This window comes from Ignavibacteriales bacterium (assembly GCA_015709675.1).
GTDB lineage: Bacteria > Bacteroidota > Ignavibacteria > Ignavibacteriales > Ignavibacteriaceae > H2-BAC3.
Genome location: CP054182.1, coordinates 2,540,323 through 2,562,747 on the forward strand (window position 1 = coordinate 2,540,323; position 22,425 = coordinate 2,562,747).

15 protein-coding genes are annotated in these 22,425 nt (G+C 42.3%); 3 read left to right on the plus strand and 12 right to left on the minus strand.

Going from position 1 to position 22,425, the window contains the following annotated elements:
* Nucleotides 1-3: 3 nt before the first annotated feature.
* The 10 genes from HRU80_09560 to HRU80_09605 all read right to left on the minus strand — a co-directional run bounded on the left by HRU80_09560 (nucleotide 4) and on the right by HRU80_09605 (nucleotide 11,310).
* A complete protein-coding gene (locus tag HRU80_09560) occupies nucleotides 4-264 on the minus strand; it encodes a hypothetical protein (GenBank protein QOJ29117.1) in 261 nt (86 codons plus the stop codon).
* Between the two features lie 81 nt (nucleotides 265-345).
* Nucleotides 346-1,200, minus strand: coding sequence for a hypothetical protein (locus HRU80_09565; protein ID QOJ29118.1), 855 nt, complete (start codon nucleotides 1,198-1,200; stop codon nucleotides 346-348).
* On the minus strand, nucleotides 1,134-3,419 hold the full coding sequence (locus HRU80_09570; GenBank protein ID QOJ29119.1) for a hypothetical protein: 2,286 nt from the start codon (nucleotides 3,417-3,419) through the stop codon (nucleotides 1,134-1,136). Before HRU80_09570 ends, HRU80_09565 begins: the two co-directional genes overlap by 67 nt.
* A 3-nt stretch (nucleotides 3,420-3,422) precedes the next feature.
* On the minus strand, nucleotides 3,423-3,707 hold the full coding sequence (locus tag HRU80_09575) for a hypothetical protein (GenBank protein ID QOJ29120.1): 285 nt from the start codon (nucleotides 3,705-3,707) through the stop codon (nucleotides 3,423-3,425).
* Nucleotides 3,708-3,726: 19 nt separating this feature from the next.
* A complete protein-coding gene (locus HRU80_09580) occupies nucleotides 3,727-4,083 on the minus strand; it encodes a hypothetical protein (protein QOJ29121.1) in 357 nt (118 codons plus the stop codon).
* A 156-nt stretch (nucleotides 4,084-4,239) separates the two neighbouring features.
* Complete coding sequence (locus tag HRU80_09585; GenBank protein ID QOJ29122.1) at nucleotides 4,240-6,966, minus strand: hypothetical protein; 2,727 nt, start codon at nucleotides 6,964-6,966, stop codon at nucleotides 4,240-4,242.
* A gap of 312 nt (nucleotides 6,967-7,278) precedes the next feature.
* Nucleotides 7,279-7,539, minus strand: coding sequence for a hypothetical protein (locus HRU80_09590; protein ID QOJ29123.1), 261 nt, complete (start codon nucleotides 7,537-7,539; stop codon nucleotides 7,279-7,281).
* 81 nt (nucleotides 7,540-7,620) lie between these two features.
* Entirely contained in the window at nucleotides 7,621-10,647 is a 3,027-nt protein-coding gene (locus tag HRU80_09595) for a hypothetical protein (protein QOJ29124.1), read from the minus strand.
* A 13-nt stretch (nucleotides 10,648-10,660) separates the two neighbouring features.
* On the minus strand, nucleotides 10,661-10,933 hold the full coding sequence (locus tag HRU80_09600; GenBank protein QOJ29125.1) for a hypothetical protein: 273 nt from the start codon (nucleotides 10,931-10,933) through the stop codon (nucleotides 10,661-10,663).
* A gap of 14 nt (nucleotides 10,934-10,947) precedes the next feature.
* Nucleotides 10,948-11,310 carry a hypothetical protein gene (locus HRU80_09605; protein ID QOJ29126.1) on the minus strand — a complete coding sequence of 121 codons (363 nt, stop codon included), beginning with the start codon at nucleotides 11,308-11,310 and terminating at the stop codon, nucleotides 10,948-10,950.
* A 163-nt stretch (nucleotides 11,311-11,473) separates the two neighbouring features.
* Here HRU80_09605 and HRU80_09610 point away from each other — a divergent pair, with 163 nt between their 5' ends.
* Nucleotides 11,474-13,819, plus strand: a complete 2,346-nt coding sequence (locus tag HRU80_09610; GenBank protein QOJ29127.1) for a TonB-dependent receptor — start codon at nucleotides 11,474-11,476, stop codon at nucleotides 13,817-13,819.
* The gene (locus HRU80_09615) at nucleotides 13,819-14,631 is read left to right on the plus strand and encodes a hypothetical protein (protein ID QOJ29128.1); all 813 of its coding nucleotides are present in this window, start codon (nucleotides 13,819-13,821) and stop codon (nucleotides 14,629-14,631) included. Before HRU80_09610 ends, HRU80_09615 begins: the two co-directional genes overlap by 1 nt.
* 40 nt (nucleotides 14,632-14,671) lie before the next feature.
* Here the strand turns inward: HRU80_09615 and glmM are convergent, their stop codons facing one another.
* Both glmM and HRU80_09625 read right to left on the minus strand, forming a co-directional pair.
* Nucleotides 14,672-16,021, minus strand: coding sequence for a phosphoglucosamine mutase (gene glmM / locus HRU80_09620; protein QOJ29129.1), 1,350 nt, complete (start codon nucleotides 16,019-16,021; stop codon nucleotides 14,672-14,674).
* Between the two features lies 1 nt (nucleotide 16,022).
* Nucleotides 16,023-19,190: a hypothetical protein gene (locus HRU80_09625; protein ID QOJ29130.1), complete on the minus strand. Its 3,168-nt coding sequence runs from the start codon at nucleotides 19,188-19,190 to the stop codon at nucleotides 16,023-16,025.
* A 382-nt stretch (nucleotides 19,191-19,572) separates the two neighbouring features.
* Between HRU80_09625 and HRU80_09630 the strand changes: the two genes are divergently transcribed.
* Nucleotides 19,573-22,413: a TonB-dependent receptor gene (locus HRU80_09630; protein QOJ29131.1), complete on the plus strand. Its 2,841-nt coding sequence runs from the start codon at nucleotides 19,573-19,575 to the stop codon at nucleotides 22,411-22,413.
* Nucleotides 22,414-22,425 lie beyond the last annotated feature (12 nt).

Consider the following 22,425-nt stretch of genomic DNA (forward strand, 5'->3'; position numbering starts at 1 on the left):
AAATTACCAACAATACAGATCAAGACAATTATTGTACTGTGGACATTTTTCTCTTGAAGTTAATCTACAACATCCTTCTGATTGATCACCTTCAAGATCCCAGCACCTGAATTCAGTTGCCTGAAAGCATTCCTGGTATGTATCCGGGCAATGACTTGCCAGCAACACTTTATCTTCTCTGAGATAGCTGATTGTGGTAACTGAGCTGAAGATTGCAAGAGCAATTACAGCACCAATTATCAGGTTGAACAATTTGTTTTTCATAGTGGTCTCCTTCTTGTTAGTTTATGGTTATTCCCGGTATTGTGATACCGGGTTAAGTCATCTTCTCTATGAACGGACAAATTAAAACTCCTTCTCCGGAATAACCGCCAGTTTGAGGACTTTAGAGCCGATACCGGGCATATCAACATGGGCGATATATATACCACCAGCCACTCTCTGCCCCTGCTCATTGGTCAGGTTCCAGTCAAGATACTGGTTATACAGATCATCATGCCGGAGTGTGGTAACTAATCTTCCAGCCACCGTATATATCCTGATAACCGCCTGCTCCGGCAGACCGGTAAAGCGCATCACTCTGCCCAGCCCCCACTCTGCCCTGTTGGAGGCGATATACGGGTTCGGATAAACACTAATCTCTCCGGTTTTCTGCTGTGCCGTGGTTTTATCACTAAACTCAGCAGCTTTGAGCTCAATGGTAAACTGATCTCCCTCCATCAGTTGTTTATAGGTATCTATCCTGATAACCGTACCCTCCGGAGGAAGACTGCCTCTGAGGGTAATCTCACCAAAGAGAATATCACTCTTGCTAAGCACCCCTGAGGAAGAGGGCAACGGCTCAGCATAGATGCCATCGGGTTCAAGAAAACAGTAGAACCTCTCCCAGTCCTTAGTGCTGTTGCGCTGAGTCCAGAGAGTATCTCTCGGGGTAATGTTATCATAAATCTTAATCTTCAGCCGTTTCCCTCTGGTAACATCCCACACCTCAAAGGGAACTCTGCCTTTTGCCAGGGGGTCATTGCTCAGCAGAAACTCAAGCCCGCCTGAATAACCGGAAGAATAATACTGACTCCCCTGAGCTGTGAAACGAATCTCGTAGTCACTCTTGCCAATGTTGTTATACAGATCAATCATCTGGATATTATTCGACCTGATTTCCCATCCGGTTCCTGCCGAACCTGCACCGGTATTAACCACAGAATCTCTCTGCCCTGAGGGGAAAGAGAGTAAATCCGAGAGATACCAAAAGGTCTCTGCTCAGGAGGGAGCCGGTTCATCTGTGTTCTGTCAGGGTCATTAACCAGAACCATCCACCCCTGCTGAATGGATTTCTTAAGCGTGTCAGCAGAAAAATCAACAGAGGAACTGAGCACCAGTTCATTGGTGGTGGTGTTGGTAACTGAGTAATAGACAGAATCCTTAGGGTTACCTGAGAAGGTGATATGGTAAATGCCGTCCTTAACGCTTGCCGGGTCAATAATTTTGAAAGAAACCTGGGCATTGTTTGAAGAACCCAGAGTCTGCACTGCCTGGAGAGATTCTCCCTGAGAGTAAGGAGAGGAGAAATCAATCTTCTTTCTTCCGGGAAAGACGGTATATACCTTAACCGGGCTTTCGGTAAAGGAGGGGGAGGAGAAGGGGTTATGAGAATAAGCAGTAACCCCGAAGTAATAGGGGAGCCCCGGAATCAGGTTACTGCCGGAGAAGATATCCTTAGTGATGGAGATATATCTTCTGATACCGTTATCCTTACCGATAATAACAGGAGCTTTAACGGCCAGACCATTGGCGATAATGTTATCTTCAATAACGGTAACCCCGTTTACCAGATCAAACAGGGCAATTTCTCTTGGGTCAGAGCCGAGTGAGTCAGCAAACTGCCAGATGCGGTAACCTTCGAATGAGTAGGTAGTATCGTTCAGGTTCTGCCCGGTAATCATAAAATCCTCAATATCATAACTCTCAGCGGAGTCATTCCACCAGAGAGTAACTTTACCTTCTTCTTCATAAATTTTAACCTCCGGAGAAGGAGGAGCAGGGGGAGTGAGGAAGTTATTTTCGTAGGCGCGCTTAATTAAATCAGCTTTTTTACGAAGTACTTCAATGCTGTTTATATTATCAGTCCCTTGTGCGGCAAGTTCACATAGAACTATATCAAGTGTATCCATATCTGCCATATAAAGGGGACCAAAGGAAAAGTACATAACAAAGGATGGACCTGAAATTCCCGCAGGAAGGGGTGTTCCTTCATTCCAACCATTGCCTGTAACCGGATCTCCGGTAAAAAAATGTTTTGTATCATTACCGGTAACCGGATTATAGAATTTTGAACCATCCGGCGCCAAACCAGTATATCTGTTCATCAGAATTTTTCTTGGGTCAAGATTCCTGATTGGGAAATAAGCAGTGTCAAAATCAAATTTTGGTCTGAATGAATAGATTTCTGAATTTTTGTAGTCGGGTATTTTCCCTGTGGTTGTCAGTGCGGAATGACCAGGAGAGTACTTCTTAGGTGATACAAGAACCAGAGTACCGTATGCAGGGGGTATATCAAAATGAAATACACTTGAACGGATGTTATAAGATATAAGCATCTGTCGGAGAGAATCGAATGATTTGTATTCCCCGACTACTCCTCCGCCAATCTGATGATGAATTCCGATAAAAAAAGAATCGAGCGCAGTCCCGGATTTATTTATGAAACGATATTCCCTGAAAATAGCATCTGCCAGAATATTGCTTCTGTTAAAACCATACCCTGACATTTGCACTTCCAGTTTAACACCTTCGTCCCAATGGTTATTGGCGGGTATCAGTGGATAAAAACTGGTGTCTGCTGTATTTCCGGAAAACCAAAGCATTTGGTCCCCTTTGATTTTTGGTTTGTCTATACCTTGTGTATATATTCCATTACCGTCAGTATCCTCCCAGGGAGCACCTTTATTTACCGGCCACTCATTGTAATCAAGTTCATAATAGTTTCTTAGCTCACCAATAGGCATTGTTTCCCAACCCCGCTGCAGCTTAAAAACTCTGACCGAGGGATTGTTTCTGTCTTCTGAGGTTCCATTTGAGGTTATAACCCCTGGTGATAGATAAATTCCTGAACTAAAACGATTTACGATAAGTTCGTCATTCATTTTACCAAAAAAGGTAAAACCTGATGGACCACCATAGTCCTTAAATGCATATCTTCCGCCTGGCCAAAACAGACCATATTGATTTGTTGGATTGTAATAAAAATGAGTACCTGAAGTTGAAAACCATGCAAGGTAATTATTGATATCAAGTTTGTGATAGTATTGTCCATTATCATCCTTGATAGTCTGTGTTAAAAGAACTTCAGAACCAGCAGATAAAATAAAAAGTATTAGTATAAGGGAGCTTTTAGCTCCCTTATAATTAATTTTCGTCATTTGCTACCAGCAGTAAAGAGTTAAACAATTGGAATATAGTCCGTCACATGTTGTAGGTTGCTGGGGTGTTCCGACATTTTTACGAACGCAACAGTCATTCTCGAGTTTCCAGCAGCCATCTTCAGTTTCTAAATATATTATTTCCTGACAGGCCTGATAAGTTTCAGGGCAGTTGCCCGTCGCCAGCAACACCTTATCTTCTCTGAGATAGTTGATTGTGGTAACTGAGCTGAAAATTGCGAGGGCAATAACAGCACCAATTATCAGGTTGAAAAGAAAGTTTTTCATAAGGAAGTCTCCTTTATTATTAGGCAATTTTTTTCCGTAATAATTTAATGGTGGGATAATTAGAAAAAAAAATAGCGTTGGCTGCGAGGAACAGAACAAAAAGGGATAATGCGGAGATTACAGAAATAAACTCAGTCGGTTTAAAAATCAGCAACAGACCGATAATAGACTCTGATGTGATAACCAGAAAACTAATTTCAGAGATAAAACCAGCACCGAAATGAATCGAAGTTGTCAGCCCGATCAGGACAGACGCCAATTCATCTGGTGAATATAATTTGAGAAAAGCAGTACCCAGCAATATCAACCCGAGGAACCTCAAAACAAGGGGTTCTGATTTTCTAAAAAACTTGTTCATAGAAGCCGTAATGGTCATTCTTCCTCCAGATTTACCAAAATTTAATAGATTCAGGGAAAAGTTTAGTCAAAAGATAACACTTTGTCAAGGAAAATCTTTCGGACCAGGCAAATTGTATTCTCCACCTTAATTTTTCTTGATGCACCGCTGAATAATGAAAAACCATGGAAATTCTTAAAACTCCTTCTCCGGAATAACCGCCAGTTTGAGGACTTTAGAGCCGATGCCGGGCATATCAACATGGGCTATATATATACCTCCCGCTACTCTTTGCCCCAGTTCATTTGTCAGGTTCCAGTCAAGATGCTGGTTATACAGATCATCATGCCGGAGTGTGGTAACTAATCTACCTGCTACCGTATATATCCTGATAACCGCCTGCTCCGGCAGTCCGGTAAAGCGCATCACTCTGCCCAGCCCCCACTCTGCCCTGTTGGAGGCGATATACGGGTTCGGATAAACACTAATCTCTCCGGTTTTCTGCTGTGCCGTGGTCTTATCACTAAACTCAGCAGCTTTCAGCTCAATGGTAAACTGATCTCCCTCCATCAGTTGTTTATAGGTATCTATCCTGATAACTGTACCCTCCGGAGGAAGACTGCCTCTTAGGGTAATCTCACCAAAGAGAATATCACTTTTACTGAGCACCCCGGAAGAAGAGGGCAATGGCTCAGCATAGATGCCATCGGGTTCAAGAAAACAGTAGAACCTCTCCCAGTCCTTAGTGCTGTTGCGCTGAGTCCAGAGAGTATCTCTCGGGGTAATGTTATCGTAAATCTTAATCTTCAGCCGTTTCCCCCTGGTAACATCCCACACCTCAAAGGGGACTCTGCCTTTTGCCAGGGGGTCATTGCTCAGCAGAAACTCCAGCCCGCCAGAGTAACCGGAAGAATAATACTGACTACCCTGAGCTGTGAAACGAATCTCGTAGTCACTCTTGCCAATGTTGTTATACAGATCAATCATCTGGATATTATTACTACGCAGCTCCCACCCACCCAGAGCAGCAACCCCGGTGTTCACAATGGAATCTCTCTGCCCTGAAGGGGAAAGAGAGTAAATCTGAGAGATACCAAAGGGTCTCTGCTCAGGAGGGAGGCGGTTCATCTGTGTTCTGTCAGGGTCATTAACCAGAACCATCCACCCCTGCTGAATGGATTTCTTAAGCGTGTCAGCAGAAAAATCAACAGAGGAGCTGAGTACCAGTTCATTGGTGGTAGTGTTCGTAACTGAGTAATAGACAGAATCCTTAGGGTTACCGGAGAAGGTGATATGGTAGATGCCGTCCTTAACGCTTGCCGGGTCAATAATTTTGAAAGAAACCTGGGCATTGTTTGAAGAACCCAGAGTCTGCACTGCCTGGAGCGATTCCCCCTGAGCGTAGGGGGAAGAGTAATCAATCTTCTTTCTTCCGGGAAAGACGGTATATACCTTAACCGGGCTTTCGGTAAAGGAGGGGGAGGAGAAGGGGTTATGAGAATAAGCAGTAACCCCGAAGTAATAGGGGAGCCCCGGAATCAGGTTACTGCCGGAGAAGATATCCTTAGTGATGGAGATATATCTTCTGATACCGTTATCCTTACCGATAATAACAGGAGCTTTAACGGCCAGACCATTGGCGATAATGTTATCTTCAATAACGGTAACCCCGTTTACCAGATCAAACAGGGCAATTTCTCTTGGGTCAGAGCCGAGTGAGTCAGCAAACTGCCAGATGCGGTAACCTTCGAATGAGTAGGTAGTATCGTTCAGGTTCTGCCCGGTAATCATAAAATCCTCAATATCATAACTTTCAGCGGAGTCATTCCACCAGAGAGTAACTTTACCTTCTTCTTCATAAATTTTAACCTCCGGAGAAGGAGGAGCAGGGGGAGTGAGGAAGTTATTTTCGTAAGCGCGTTTCAGGAGTTTAGCTCTTTGCCGTAACAACTCAAGACTATTCATATTGTCAGTGCCCTGAGCAGCAATAACCGCAAGAACAATATGTATGGTATCTGAAGGGTTAAAGGATACGGGACCGAGGGAGGTTCTGTATGCGGAGGTAATACTTGAATTGAATATTCCTTGCGCTACTCCCTGTTGAGCAATCCATCCGGATCGTGTTACAGGATCTCCTGTAAAAAGATAGCGTGATTTTTCGCCAGTTATTGGATTGATAATAGGAGACCCGTTATCAAACAAACCCCTGGAAAAATTATAGAATTGTTTTACGGCTGAGACACCTGCAAAAGAAAAATAATTAGTGTCATACCAAAGCGGAGCTGTGAATGAATAAATGTCAAAATATTCTCTTTGATTATTGTTAATTGATGTGGAAAGGAACAGATGACCGCTTGCAGGCGGGGGCGAACCATAAAAAAAGTTGTTATTGGTTTTATTATATCCATAAACCAGATTATTGAGAGTATCTATTCCTGCAAAAGGTCGATTTGATGAATCTCGGTCACTAAAAGGGACATTATTTCCATAGAATAAAATGAAAGTTGAATCTGTGGAATAAATATCTTTATTTATAAACTTTAAGTCTATTATCACCACATCCTGTAAAAAATTTGATCGGTTAAAACCATAGATCAGGGTTTGCTGTTCAATCTTCAGGTATGCATCACCAAAGAATAATCCGGCATAAGGAATAAAATTTGTATCTCCAAAATTTGAAACAAACCATAATTGTTCATCACCTAGAAATTTTGGATTGTCCAAATTTCTTGTAAAAACTCCGTCATTATTCCTGTCCTCCCATGGGGCTCCAAATTCAACGGGCCATTCATTATAGTCAAGTTCAAAATTATCTCGAATCGTACCATAAGTAATGTTTTCCCAATTTTTCCGGATTTTGTATACTCTGAATCTGGGGTCGGTAGCATTTTCATTAATTAATTCGATTGGGCCGGGTTTCAAAAATTTTGACCAGGAATAACGGGGCATCAAAAACTTGTCCTGTCTATTTGCAACCCATATTGTGCTTAACTGTGCACTTAATGGTTTATGTGCATTTTCTCCGGCTGGCCAGAATATTCCACTCCTGCCAGTAAAATAATCATCTGGTGCAGCGAATATAAGACCTGAATTACTGCACCAGATTTTGAATTGGTTAATGCTTATATAATTATAATGATGACCATAATTATTATAAACTCCGCCCGGTTGTGCAAACTGGGCGGTGCTTAAAAAAAGCAATAATGCAATGAGTTTTATAATGACCACTAAAAATTACCAGCAATACATCTCTAAACATTGATCGGAATTGCAGGTGCTGTTCTCGGTATTCTTGATACAACAGCCAACTGACTCGTCGCCGACTAACTGCCAGCACCAGTTCTCGGTTGCCTGTCTGCATGCTTCATAAGTTGTTGGGCAATGACTCGCCAGCAACACTTTGTCCTCTCTGAGATAGTTGATTGTGGTAACTGAGCTGAAGATTGCAAGGGCAATAACAGCGCCAATTATCAGGTTGAACAGAATGTTTTTCATATTGGTATCCTTTTTATTAGTTGAGGATTATTCCCGGTATTGCAATACCGGGTTAAGTCATCTTCTCTATGAACGGACAAATTAAAACTCCTTTTCCGGAATAACGGCAAGTTTGAGGACTTTAGATCCGATGCCGGGCATATCAACATGGGCGATATATATACCACCCGCCACTCTCTGCCCCTGCTCATTGGTCAGGTTCCAGTCAAGATACTGGTTATACAGATCATCATGCCGGAGTGTGGTCACTAATCTACCTGCCACAGTATATATCCTGATAACCGCCTGCTCCGGCAGACCGGTAAAGCGCATCACTCTGCCCAGCCCCCACTCTGCCCTGTTGGAAGCGATATACGGGTTCGGATAAACACTAATCTCTCCGGTTTTCTGCTGTGCCGTGGTTTTATCACTAAACTCAGCAGCTTTCAGCTCAATGGTAAACTGATCTCCCTCCATCAGTTGTTTATAGGTATCTATCCTGATAACCGTACCCTCCGGAGGAAGACTGCCTCTTAGGGTAATCTCACCAAAGAGAATATCACTTTTGCTAAGCACCCCTGAGGAAGAAGCCAATGGCTCAGCATAGATGCCATCGGGTTCAAGAAAACAGTAGAACCTCTCCCAGTCCTTAGTGCTGTTGCGCTGAGTCCAGAGAGTATCTCTCGGGGTAATGTTATCATAAATCTTAATTTTCAGCCGTTTCCCCCTGGTAACATCCCACACTTCAAAGGGGACTCTCCCTTTTGCCAGGGGGTCATTGCTCAGCAGAAACTCCAGCCCGCCAGAGTAACCGGAAGAATAATACTGACTCCCCTGAGCTGTGAAACGAATCTCGTAGTCACTCTTGCCAATGTTGTTATACAAATCTATCATCTGGATATTATTCGACCTGATTTCCCATCCTGTTCCTGCCGAACCTGCACCGGTATTGACCACAGAATCTCTCTGCCCTGAAGGGGAAAGAGAGTAAATCTGAGAGATACCAAAGGGTCTCTGCTCCGGAGGGAGGCGGTTCATCTGTGTTCTGTCAGGGTCATTAACCAGAACCATCCACCCCTGCTGAATGGATTTCTTAAGAGTGTCAGCAGAAAAATCAACAGAGGAACTGAGCACCAGTTCATTGGTGGTAGTGTTGGTAACTGAGTAATAGACAGAGTCCTTAGGGTTACCGGAGAAGGTGATATGGTAAATGCCGTCCTTAACGCTTGCCGGGTCAATAATTTTGAAAGAAACCTGGGCATTGTTTGAAGAACCCAGAGTCTGCACTGCCTGGAGCGATTCCCCCTGAGCGTAGGGGGAAGAGTAATCAATCTTCTTTCTTCCGGGAAAGACGGTATATACCTTAACCGGGCTTTCGGTAAAGGAGGGGGAGGAGAAGGGGTTATGAGAATAAGCAGTAACCCCGAAGTAATAGGGGAGCCCGGGGAGGAGTTTACCGCCTGAGAAGATATCCTTAGTGACGGAGATATATCTTCTGATACCGTTATCCTTACCAATAATAACAGGAGCTTTAACAGCCAGACCATTGGCGATAATGTTATCTTCAATAACGGTAACCCCGTTTACCAGATCAAACAGGGCAATTTCTCTTGGTTCAGAGCCGAGTGAGTCAGCAAACTGCCAGACGCGGTAACCTTCGAAGGAGTAGGTAGTATCGTTCAGGTTCTGCCCGGTAATCATAAAATCCTCAATGTCATAACTCTCAGCGGAGTCATTCCACCAAAGGGTAACTTTACCTTCTTCTTCATAAATTTTAACCTCCGGAGAAGGAGGAGCAGAGGGAGTGAGGAAGTTATTTTCATAAGCGCGTTTCAGGAGTTTAGCTCTTTGCCGTAACAACTCAAGACTATTCATATTGTCAGTGCCCTGAGCAGCAATAACCGCAAGTACAATATGTATGGTATCTGAAGGGTTGAAAGTTACCGGACCGAGGGAAAAATATTGAAAAGGCCCAAACTTACTTAAACCTGGTCCTAAGCCCTTTGATGCTGTCCATCCACTATTTGTTAATGGGTCGCCGGGAAATACAAATTTTGTAGTTTTATTAGTTACGAGGTCAATTATAGAATCTCCGTTTTCAAAAAAACCCTCGGATCTAAAAAATAATCTTTTCTTATAACCTGGATCAGTAAATTTTCTAATAGAAGTATCGTACGATGCATTTGTAGTGAATGACATAAGGGGAACAGGACTTTTATCTGAATACAATTGAGAGTCAGATATATTACTAATTTCAGAGAAAAGTAATAAACAACCTGCTGCTGGTGGTATTGTATATTCTCCGCCGTTATTATTCTGAAAATAACTGTATATAAGATTTTGAAGCGTATCAATACCCACAGAGGGATAATTATCCGGATTAACTGCCTGAAGAAATGATTGTGAAAATATAACCCTGGCATTACTAATACTATTACTGCCCTGATTAATAAGTTTTATTGACAATAAAACCACATCCTGAAGAAAGTTAGACCTGTTAAAGGCAAAAACAGAAACCTGTTCTTCAATTCCGAATGGAGGATCATTCATAAGAGGAGGCAAACGAACACTGATAGGAATAGCATCATGCGAAACATACCATAACATTTCATCCCCAAAAATCTTAGGTACATCTATTCCGGGAGTATAAATATCATCTGAGTTCCGATCTTCCCAGGGGGCACCTGATAATACAGGCCATTCATTAAAATCTTTCTCAAAATTATTTCTTATATCACCATAAGGAAGTGATTCCCATTTATTACGGATCTTAAAAACTCTGTTGTTTTGATAAGGAATACTATTATATGTACCTGGTGTAAGATACTTTAAATGAACAAAAGGCGGTAACTGAAAACTGTCGTTTACTATGCCTGCAACGAAAAAGGAAATGTTTTCAGCAATAAATCTTTTGTATGCATTCGAACCACCTGGCCAAAAACCACCAAATGTTAGATTATAGTCATCTTCATTATAGAGCCGGGATCCTATAACTCCTGCATTCGAGACCCAGATTTTGTGCTGATTAATACTAATATAATTAAAATGGTGGCCAAATGGAGAATAAAGACCGCTCTGCTGAGCAAAACAGAGCGGTGTGAAAAATACAAAAAAAAGAATAAATCTCATCAATGGAACTGATTTACCAGCATGCGGATTGGCAATTGTTCCAGTCGGGATTGTTACATGTGGTGTTAGGAATTCTGATACAACAGCCCTCTGATGCATCACCAGTCATTCTAAAACAGTTAGCTGCTCCGTTATCAAGCGCATACTGACACTCTTGGAATGTATCCGGGCAAGTTGTAGCAAGAACAACTTTATCCTCTCTGAGATAGTTGATTGTGGTAACTGAGCTGAAGATTGCAAGAGCAATAACAGCGCCAATTATCAGATTGAACAAAATGTTTTTCATATTGTACTCCCGTTTTATTTAGTGATTGTTTTTGACGGTAGTATTTTACCGGTGTAGTTATTAGTGATAAGAATAGCATTGGCTGCGAGGAACAGAACAAAAAGGGATAATGCGGAGATTACAGAAATAAACTCAGTCGGTTTAAAAATCAGCAACAGACCGATAATAGACTCTGATGTGATAACCAGAAAACTGATCTCAGAAATATAAGTCACACCAGTCTGAATAGCATTGGTCAGACTGATCAGGACAGAGGTAAACTCATCAGGGGAATATAATTTGAGAAAAGCAGTACCCAGCAATATCAACCCGAGGAACCTTAAAGCAAAGGGTTCTGATTTTCTAATAGTATTTCGCACAGAAGCCAGGGCGGTCATTCTTCCTCCAAAAGTACGATTATTTTTTTTTTTTGAAAGTTAGAAAGAATTTTTTATAATTGCAAGAGTTTTTTATCTTGAACTAAATAATTGCTGAAAATCTGATTAACAAAAACAGTTCATTTTCAGTATTAAATTCTTTGCGAAGAGGGAAGTGACCGCTATGAAAATTAGATTACCTGAGAATAAATTCGGTAACCGCAGGTTTTTACGGGTTTTTGGGCTTATTTATGTACTTTTGCTTCTTAATTCTGCTAATCTGTATGCCCAGTCAGTCGCAGGCACAGTGAAGGACAGAAGCAGCGGTGATGCTCTTTATGGAGTTAATATACTTGCTTACAGGGCCCCATCTGTTTCGGGTGCATCCCTGCTCGGTACTGCAACTGACATGCGCGGAAGATTCGAAATTACCTTCCACGAGGCCGGAGTTTATTACCTGAAAGTCAGTTATATCGGCTATAAAACGATGATTGATTCGGTAGTAATTCCAGCAAGAGGAAGTGTAACAAAGGATATACAGCTTACTGCTGATGATGTAATGCTTGATCAGGTGCTGGTTCAGTCCAAGCGGGATACCTCGCGCCAGGCAGGATTTGTGGCAATACCTGTTGAAGCACTTAATACAATACCAACATTCGGGGGTGAAAGAAACCTGTTCGGTGCTATTGTTATGCTGCCGGGGGTCGCCGTCTCATCTGAGCTTTCAAACGGATTGTATATACGTGGAAGTTCGCCGGATCAGCTGCTCGTGCTTGTGGATAATGTAATCCTCTATAATCCATTCCATCTCGGTGGCTTTGCTTCTGCATTTAACACTGATGCTGTTGAGGATATTCAGTTAATCAAAGGGGCTTTTCCTGCTAAATACGGCGGCCGGCTCTCAGGAGTGCTTGATGTTAAACTGAAGGAAAATCTGCCGGGACAGTTTAAAGGTCTGCTTGCTCTGGGAACCATTACCTCACGCGCAGCCGTTGAGGGATATATTATACCTGAATTGAATTATATCATTTCATACCGCACTTTCTATCTTGATAAGATTTTTGATCTGCTTATTCCGGAAACTACTCTCCCGTTTTATCATTTTAATGATTTGAACGCAAAAGTAAATCTGCGTGCTTCAGCAAAAGACCGGGTGCGTCTGAGCGGATATTTTGGCAGTGACAATCTTTTTACCAAAGGGAATAAGTCAGACGCCTCGTTTGACATAAACTGGGAGAATTCGATGCTGAGTGCTTCATGGCTGCATCTGAGCGGTGAGAAAAAATTCACCGAAGTTACGGCCACATATTCCGGTTATAGTTTTTCATCTCTCTTAAAAAATAATACTCCTGATGCATTCAAGAGTGATTATTATTCTTCTGTTACCATCTCTGATTTTGGACTAAAGGTGGACGGCCAGTATTTCAGCGATGAAAAACACACACTGAAAAATGGTCTTGAGGTTATTCAGCATAGTTTTACGCTTGGTTATAATAATTATTATGACAGTAAATCTGCCGGAGATGAACGGCTGCAGACTAATTTTATTGCTCCTGAAGTATCAGGATATCTGCAGGATGAATTTCAGGTGCATGCAAGACTCTTTTTAAACAGCGGACTCAGATTTTATTACCTGCCTAAATCAGATTTTATGTCAGCAGAGCCGCGTGTTTCTCTGGTGTTTGCTCTGACAGATAAGTTTTTTATAAAAGCAGCAGCAGCACAGACCAATCAGTTCGTTCATCTTCTGGTGAGGAATGATGTTGCGCTTCCGACTGATATATGGTTCCCTTCGGGTAAAAAGATACAACCCTCGAAAGCTAATCAGGGAGTACTTGGATTTGAGTATGAGTTTGCGGAAAAAGAATATCTGCTTACCGGAGAAATCTATTACAAGGGGATGAGAGATATATATGATTATGCTGATACAGCGAGCTTTTCTCCGGAGTCACCCCTTGAAGATCAGTTATCTGCGGGTACGGGAAAAGCATACGGAGCGGAGCTGTTCTTTAATAAACGCACCGGAGACTTTACCGGCTGGGTGGGATTCACACTGGCTAAGACCGAAAGAAATTTTGAAAAAGTGAATGCAGGCAGGCCGTTTCCTCCACGATATGATATACGGTTAGATCTTTCCGTTGTTGCTTCATATAAGCTGACTAAGAATATTGAGCTTGGAGCAACCTGGACTCTTAAAACAGGGCAGGCAATTACGATGCCGACTGGTATATATTATTTCCCCGGCGTATTCTCAGCAAATTCTGACCGTGATCAGATTTTTCTTAATTACTCAGGACTGAATAATTACCGTATGCCGTCTTTCCATAAACTTGATATGAGCATAAATTATTCAACTGAATGGCTGGGGAAGAAAACAAAACTGAATTTTAGTGTTTATAATGTCTATAACCACTCTAATCCGTTTGCGAGGTATCTCAGTTTTCCTGCCGGGGCTTATGGCGACCCGGAGTTACGGCAGTTTACTCTTTTTCCGGTATTTCCAAGTTTTAGCATCCTGACGGAGTTTTAATGCAAAAGAAAATTCTTTTACTTATCGTAATCACTTCTGTATATTTAACTTCATGTGATGACCTGACTGTTGAGAATAATCTTTCTTACGAAGAAAAAATGGTTGTCCGTTCTGTTGTTTCTGCAGGTAAACCTATAGAGCTCTTTTTGGCAAGAACAACACCTCCTAATTCTGCATACGACACTGCTTCATCGTATGTTTATAATGCAGTAGTTATTGTCAGTTCTCCAACTATTTCAGATACCTTAAAATATCAGGGAGCGGGTAAATATGTAAGCTCCAGGATGAACGCGAGAAACGGGGAAGAATATACGATGAATATTTTATCCGGGGAAAAAAGGGCTGTGGCAGAAACACAGGTTCCTTTCACCACAACTTTCCAGGCAGGACGGCTATTGACCAGAATAGAAGCCAATGGTGATACGTCATACTATATTGAGGGGGTGCTGACCCCAAGACCGGGCGCAGTGTATGGTGTAACATGGTCAATTATTGACGGTCTGACATCAACGGTTATTGAAGATACTGTACTCAACCAGTTAAACAGAGAGCAGGATAAAACACTGCTGGGTCATCTTGTTGTGCGAACAAGAACTCTACCTCCTGCATTAGTCAAACAATACAGGAATTCTTTGTTCATCAGAGTCCATGCGTTTGATGAAAAGTTTTATAAGTTTTTTATCACTCAGGATGCAAATAATGCATCAACCAATATATTCAGCCAATCTGGAACCGCACTCAGGTGGAATGTAAGCGGTGATGCAATAGGAATGTTTGTGGGGAAAAGTGATTTTACTGTAAGGATTCCTTAAAATAAAAGCCGGAACGGTTATTGCCGTTCCGGCATATATCTTATAAAGAATTTAGTTCTGTAAAATATTTATCAATGTATTCTTCAGCTTTTTGCTGAGTACCGGCTTCGGTAATCACACGGATAATGGGTTCCGTGTTAGACTTTCTGAAGTGCACCCAATGATCGGTGAAATCAATCCGCAGGCCGTCTTCGGTATTAATCTTTTCAGAAGCATATCGTTTTTCCAGAATTGCAAGCAGCTTGCCCGGGTCTTTTGAGCCGGTTTCAATTTTTTTCTTTGCGATGTAATACTGAGGCAGACTTGCCTTCAGTTCTGAAAGAGTGCCGCCGAATTCAAGTAAATGCTGCAACGTTAATGCAACTCCGACCAGTGCATCACGGCCATAATGAAGAGCAGGATATATCACCCCTCCGCTTCCTTCACCGCCAATGACTGCTCCGGTTTCTTGCATCTTTTTCACCACATTTGCTTCTCCAACAGCTGAGCGGTGAACTTTGCTTCCCAATGATGCAGCTATATCATCCACCGCGCGCGTTGTAGAAAGATTGACGACTGCAGAGCCCGGTGTTTTAGAGAGTACCAGCCGGGTAATATGTGCAATGGTATTTTCTTCAATAAAAGGTTCACCTTTTTCAGTTATCAGAACAAGACGGTCAACATCGGGGTCAACCACTACTCCGAGATCAACATTATTTTCTTTAACAGCTTTCATGGTGTCAACCAGATTTTCCGGCAGCGGCTCCGGAAGGCGTGGGAAGATACCTGTTGATTCGCAGTTTCTTTCAATTACGGTGCATCCAAGATCCCGCAGGAGCTGGGGGATAACGGTATATCCGGCACCGTTGACGCAGTCAAGCAGCACTTTGAAGTTTCTCTTGCGGATTGCTTCAAGATTAAGAATAGGGAGTGCAAGAACATCTTTTTTATGGCGCTCAAGCCCTTCTTTATATAAGGAGTAGGTGCCGAGTTTATCCCAGGTTTTATACACGGGATGAAAATTGCTGATGATTTCCTGCAGTTTTACATTTTCATCCGGAGTCATGAACTGTCCGGTTGAGTTGAGCAGCTTAAGAGCATTCCACTCATTTGGATTATGGCTTGCCGAAATTGCAATGCCCCCCTGGGCGTTAAGAGTCTTTACCGTGTATTGCACTGTGGGAGTAGGGCACACGGCGATATCAATAACATTGATACCTTTGGCAGTGAGCGTACCGCAGACAATGGAACGCACCATTTCGCCTGAGATGCGGGAGTCACGGCCTACCACAACCGTACCGCTCCCGATGAACTCAGCGTAAGCGGATGTATATTTAACAATAACTTCAGGTTCAAGTCCGTCGCCGATGAGTCCGCGTATTCCGGAGATGCTTACCATAAGTGTTGGCATATCAGTTCGTTTCCTTTTCGTATAGATCTAATGTAAAAGTAATTTTTGTGCCTTTGCCAGGTTCTGATTTAACAAAAATCTGTTGTCCGGAAAAATCAAGCAGTTCTCTTATAAGAAGCATGCCAAGGCCGGTGCCTTTTTCTCCAAGGGTACCGGATGCAGACCTGTTTTTTTCTTCACTGAAAATGGTCTTAATTTTTTCGCTTGTCATGCCAACCCCGCTGTCTTCCACTGAAACGTATATCTTCTGCTCTTTTGTTTCTGTGGAGATGATTATTTTCCCTCCCGGGTTGGTGAATTTGTATGCATTGTTCACAAGATTCTGCATGATGGTATTTATCATGTTCTGATCGGCTCTTGTCTGTATATCTTCCGGAATCAGGTTTAGCAGTTCTATCTGTTTATTTTTGATTGTACTTTCCAGAATTGAGTAGCTGTGTTCAACGGATTTTTTCAGGTGAATAATTACCGGGTTAAGACTGATCCGGTTTGTCTGAATCTGAGTCCAGTGAAGCAGATTAAGCAGCAGGCTGTATGTTTGTCTGCTGAGACGCCCGAGTTCATTTATCATTTTGGAGACCTGTTCCTTTGGCAGCGATTCAAGATCGTCCGAAAGAATTTCCGTATATCCTAATAAAGCAGTAAACGGACTTTTTAAGTCATGCGCCACAATGGAAAGGAATTTATTTTTTATGGTAAGAGCTGTTTGCAGTTCATCATTCAAACCGGCTATTTCGCGATTCTGATTTTCCAGTTCCAGAGTCCGTTCCTTAACTGCCGCTTCCAGTTCTGCTTTCTGTCTGGTTAGAAGCTTCTCGCGCCGCTCTGCCCAGATAAAAGCCGTAACTACGAAACCGGTAAAAATAAGAAAATAAAACACCCAGGATTCAGTAAAAGGAGGTTTGATGATAATGGTCAGCTTGAGGGGATTAAGCGCCCAGACTCCATCTCCATTGGTTCCGGTTATTGAAATGGTATAGGTGCCGTTATCAAGTCCGTTCAGTTGAAGGATATCGTTATCATCCAGACTTATAAATTCTGAATGAATTTCTTCAATTTTGTATGCATACCGGATGCTGTTTCTTGAACTGTAACTGAGTGAGGCAAAAGAAATGTTGATGTAGTTGCTGTCATGCGGCAGCATAATCTGTCTGTTTACAGATGTAAAAAATCTGTATGTATAATCGGTATTATTTACCGAGAGTTTAACAAGTCCTATACGGGGAGGAATCGTGTTTGTTCTGATTTGTTCAGGCTTGAAAGAGGAAAAGCCGCTGATTCCGCCGAAGAACAAAGTTCCGTCAGAATCAATAAAAGAAGCTCCGGTATTAAACTCATTATCAACCAGTCCGTCAGATTTATTAAATATCCGGATTGTTTTATCAGCAGGATTCAGCCGGAAGATACCAAAGTTTGTTGCTCCCCAGATATTGCCCTGTTTGTCATTCAGGACAGAATAAATGGTATTATTGGGCAGTCCGTTCTGAGTAGAATAATGAATGATCTTTTTCCCGGCATTGTCTATTTGAAAGAGTCCGTAGCCGCGTGTTCCTATCCACTGATCTCCGTTACTGTCGGTGATCAGGGAAGAGATTAATTCTTTTGATATATCGGTGCCATCATAGCCGGAAAAACTAAAGGGACGTAGACGGCCAGTTTCAGGAGCGATTTCATAAAGACCATGATTTATAATAGCAGCGACATATTTTCCATTAATTTTTCGAACCAGGGTTACATCACCTGATAACGGCCCGGTCTGCTCTGTACTCCGGACGGGTATATAAAGTGTTTCAGAGGTTTTTCTGTTATAGCGTACAATAGTCCTTGATATGCTGAACCAGAGAAACTCATTTTCTTCCCATATATCATAGAAGGTATGGTGTCCCTCTCTAAGTTCAGGAAACGAGAGAATACCTGTCTTTCCCGAATTTATATCATACCAGTCAACACTATTGGTTTCGGTTTCACTCCCGAGCCAGATAATATTTTTACCTCCCCATGAAGAGAAAAGACCGCTTCGCTTGGGTACTCTAGGAAAAATGACATTCTGAAGTGAAAAATTTTCATCAAGAATTGCGAGGCCATCGTAGCCGGAAATATACGTTTTATTCTGTTTTCTTGTAATAAAGCGAAGGCTCCTGACACCGTCAGCATCCGGATAAAATCTGTCGTGGGAGAAATTGGAAAAGTATTTATAGTTATCCGAAAGAAGGAAAAGTCCGTAACCAGTTGATCCGAGCCATGCATTTTTTTCATCATCAATAAAAAAAGAACGCAATCCGGCATTAATAATATCTCTTTGTCTGAGTCTGGAGAAATCAGGTTTGCCGTTTTTACCGGGTACAAAAGAAAACTGGCCGAACTGGTCAATCAACCAAAGATTTGCGGAACTGTCTGCAAAAAAGGAGTTTAATTTGTCTGCCCGGATTCGGGCGATGTAATTGTCCTTGTCAGCGATTTTGATGAAAACCATTTTCTTGTCATCAAACCTCCATGCCTCAGCGAGCGCAGTAATCACAAAAACCTCTGTAGGCTTTGACGTGAGAGAACGGGAGGGCTTTGCTACTGCTCCGAAGGAGTGAATAAGACTGACCTGATCATTTTTGGCGTCAATCCGGAATACTCTTCCGAATGTTGTGGTAACGAGCAGATCAGTGGAAGGAACTTCAGTTATGAAGTGGATTTTCTCTTTTTTATTGCCCGAAGTTTCCAAAGGAAGGCGGATCTGATCAGTTTCATACGTTCTGATGTCAACTTTAATGAGATAACTGCTGTGCCAGTAATTCAGATAGATATTGCCCTGGCTTGCGGAGAACAGAAAGTTGAATTCAATTTCCTGCGGTTTATCCATCGGTTCAACAGGTATTCGTTTAACCTGAAGATTTTTGGGATCAATTACATCAACAGCAGTTTTATTCAGGTTGCCGACCCAAATATTCCCGATTATGTCTTTTTGCATTCCGAAAAGTTTATTTGAGGAGATGGAATGCGGATTATGCTGGCTGTGGAAAAATGAGGTAAAATTTTTCCCGTCAAAACGATTGAGTCCGTCGTTGGTGGCTATCCAGATAAAACCGGCGTTATCCTGGGTGATGCCGCTGATGTAACTATTGGAAAGACCGTCATTGGCAGTGAAGTTTTTCGGAATTCCTTCAAGACTCTGCGGCAATATCCTGAAGGACATTATTAATAGAAGAAAAACGGTGAAAACATTGGTCATATCTTCGTCATACAGCCTTTAAAGTTAAAAAAAGTTAACTTGTAATATAGTAATTAAGTACCTCTTTTACTCTCCTGAGTAACTGCGGAATGATTCAATAACCTTCCGGCAAAAGGCAAACAAGTTTCTGCTTTACCAAAAAATCCGGCTCTCTGAAATGGGGCGATAAAAGGGGATAGGCACTCACCCCGGAAAACTATATTCCGCCTTATATAACAGGTCGCGTGGATAAATTAGGCTCTTTTTAGCCGAAACTGCTTTTTTAGCCCGTACTACATCGTTATATTTAAAATTTAAATCTTATTGTAAAATCATATTCAGGAGTTATCGAATGCCTACGATTCGACAAAACTTTTGGGTGATTTTTCTCCTCCTCGCGGCTCTTGTTCACGCGCAGACAGGCGGAAAAGTAACCGGAAAGATAACAGATAAAGACACCGGAGAACCTATTCCCTTTGCAAATGTGTTCGTGGAGGGCACATCTGTTGGTTCTGCCTCAGACCTTGACGGAAACTATGTCATTCTGAATCTTCCTCCCGGTTTATATTCTATAAGTGCATCAGTGGTGGGGTATCAGAAAGTTACCACAAAAGATGTACGGGTGAATGTTGATTTTACGACAAAGCTTGATTTTGTTCTCTCAACCGGGGCGGTTGATCTTCCCGCGATTGTGGTGCAGGGTGAACGTAACCCATTGATTCGTAAGGACTTAACTAACCCCACTGCCTCAATTAACGCAGAATCCATTCAGGAACTTCCCGTAGACCAGATTTCGGATGTCATAAGGCTTCAGGCAGGTGTGGTCACCGGTAATGACGGTTCTCTGCACGTACGTGGCGGCCGTTCTAATGAAATAGCCTTTACTCTGAACGGGATTTCTCTGAATGATCCCTACGGTAATTCAAATCCGGTCGGAATAGCTACAAACGCTGTCCAGGAAGTCTCCGTTTCAACCGGTACTTTCAGTGCGCAGTACGGCAATGCACTCAGCGGTGTGGTAAACTACGTCACCAAGGAGGGGGGAGAGAAGTATTCACTTAGTCTCCGTTCTTACATGGGTGACTACATCACCGGAAGAGAGTCCCTTTATCCAAATATTGATGATATTGATCCGTTAAACCGTGTAAGAGGGGAGTTTACCCTCGGCGGTCCTATTCCGGAACTGAAGGATGCAAAATTTTATCTTTCCAGCGTGGTTGAGACTTTTAACGGCCGGCTTTACGGTCAGCGTCTTTACAGACCAACTGATGCGTTTTTATCTCCTGATAACTTCAGATCAACCGACCCCCGCTCAGGCGGTTCAAACGATCCCTACTATTTTAATCCATTCCTGAATAACAGCAACGGACTGCCTACCGGCGACGGTGCTTTTGTTCCGATGAATACTTTTACTTCTTATAATATACAGGGAAATCTGAGTTATAAATTCACTCCGACCATTAAACTGAAATATGAAGTGGTTTTTGATCAGGGTGAGTCAAAAGGATACAGCAATTCTTACAAGTATAATCCTGACGGAATCGGTACCAATTACAGCAGTGCTCTGGTTCAGTCCCTGGATTTCACTCATACGCTGAATGATAAGATGTTCTACACCTTAAAGCTCTCGATGGGTGAAAATGAGAGCAAATATTACCTGTTTGAAGATCTGAATAATCCGGGTTACCTCCCGACACTCTATCAGCGTACCGTTGGTAACACATTTTTCCTTGCAGGCGGAACAGACAATTTCAGATCTTTCCGTACAACACAGACCACAGGTATCAAGGGTGATCTGGTACTGCAGGCCTTCGAAAATCATGAACTAAAAGCTGGTTTCGAAGCAAGACTGCATGACCTTTCAGTTGAATCATATTCAGTTGAAATCGGAAAACTGACCAGCACCGGCGGATTCGGAAATCTGGTTAATGATGACCTTCTCTATGATACAACTCTTACTCTTATCAGAAGAAAACCCACCTCGCCCTCTTTATACACCAACTATAATAAGAAACCGGTGAGTTTCTCTGCTTACATGCAGGATAAAATGGAGTTCGGATCTGCGTTTATTCTTAACGCAGGTGTGCGTTATGAATACTTTGATCCGGCAACTTCTTATAATCCGGAAATTTCAAGAAATCTTACTGATTCACTTTTTGGTTTTATCACCGCTTATAATGAGCCGGCTGAAATAAAACATACTCTCTCTCCGAGAATCAGCATGTCCTATCCTATTACTGATCAGGCAGTTATCCGTTTATCATACGGACATTTCTATCAGATCGGATCGCTTTCAAGTCTCTATTCCAACAGCCAGTATTATGTTACCAATGTGGGCAGCATTCCTACCTTTGGAAATCCGAATGTGCAGCCGCAGAAATCAGTGCAGTATGAAATTGGTCTGCAGCAGCAGCTTACTGAGGACTTCAAGTTTGATGTTACCGCCTATTATAAAGATGTAACAAATTATATATTCACTCAGGGAGTGTTCACCGCAACCGGAAGAGAATATAATGTTCTTACCAATCTTGCTTACGCCAACTCACGCGGTGTTACATTTTCATTCCTGAAAAGGAGATCACCCGGTTCCATGTTCTCGGCATCTCTTGATTATACTATCAGCGTTTCTGAGGGCAACAGAACCGAACCTGCTGATGAAATTTTCTTCAGCGAACTTTCCGGCAAGCAGACCGAAACCTTCCTGGTACCGCTCAGTTTTGACCGTACTCATGTAATCAACGGCAGTATATCTATTACTGATCCTGATAACTGGACACTTGGGGCGATTGCAACACTGGAAACGGGTACACCTTATTCAGTCAGTCTGCCTTCAAACCTGGTTCAGGTGCGTTACAATCAGAACAGCGATAATCAGCCGATGAATCTGAATGTTAACATGAAGTTTGAAAAATATTTCAATCTCTTTAATGTTCCGATTACTGTTTTTCTTCAGGTTGAAAATCTTTTTGATATTGAAAACGAACTGGTTGTTTACTCAAGTTCAGGCCGTGCTCTTTCAAATGTTGAGCAGATTCAGAACGCAGTGCAGTTCAGTGATATCCGCAGAAGAATTGAAAGAAAAGATCCGGGGCTGTTTGGTATGAGCCAGATTGATAATTATTATTCACAGAGACCGGAGAGAGTCGGCGCGCCAAGAGAGGTTCGTTTTGGATTCTCCCTGTTATTTAATTAAGCGGCAGAGAAT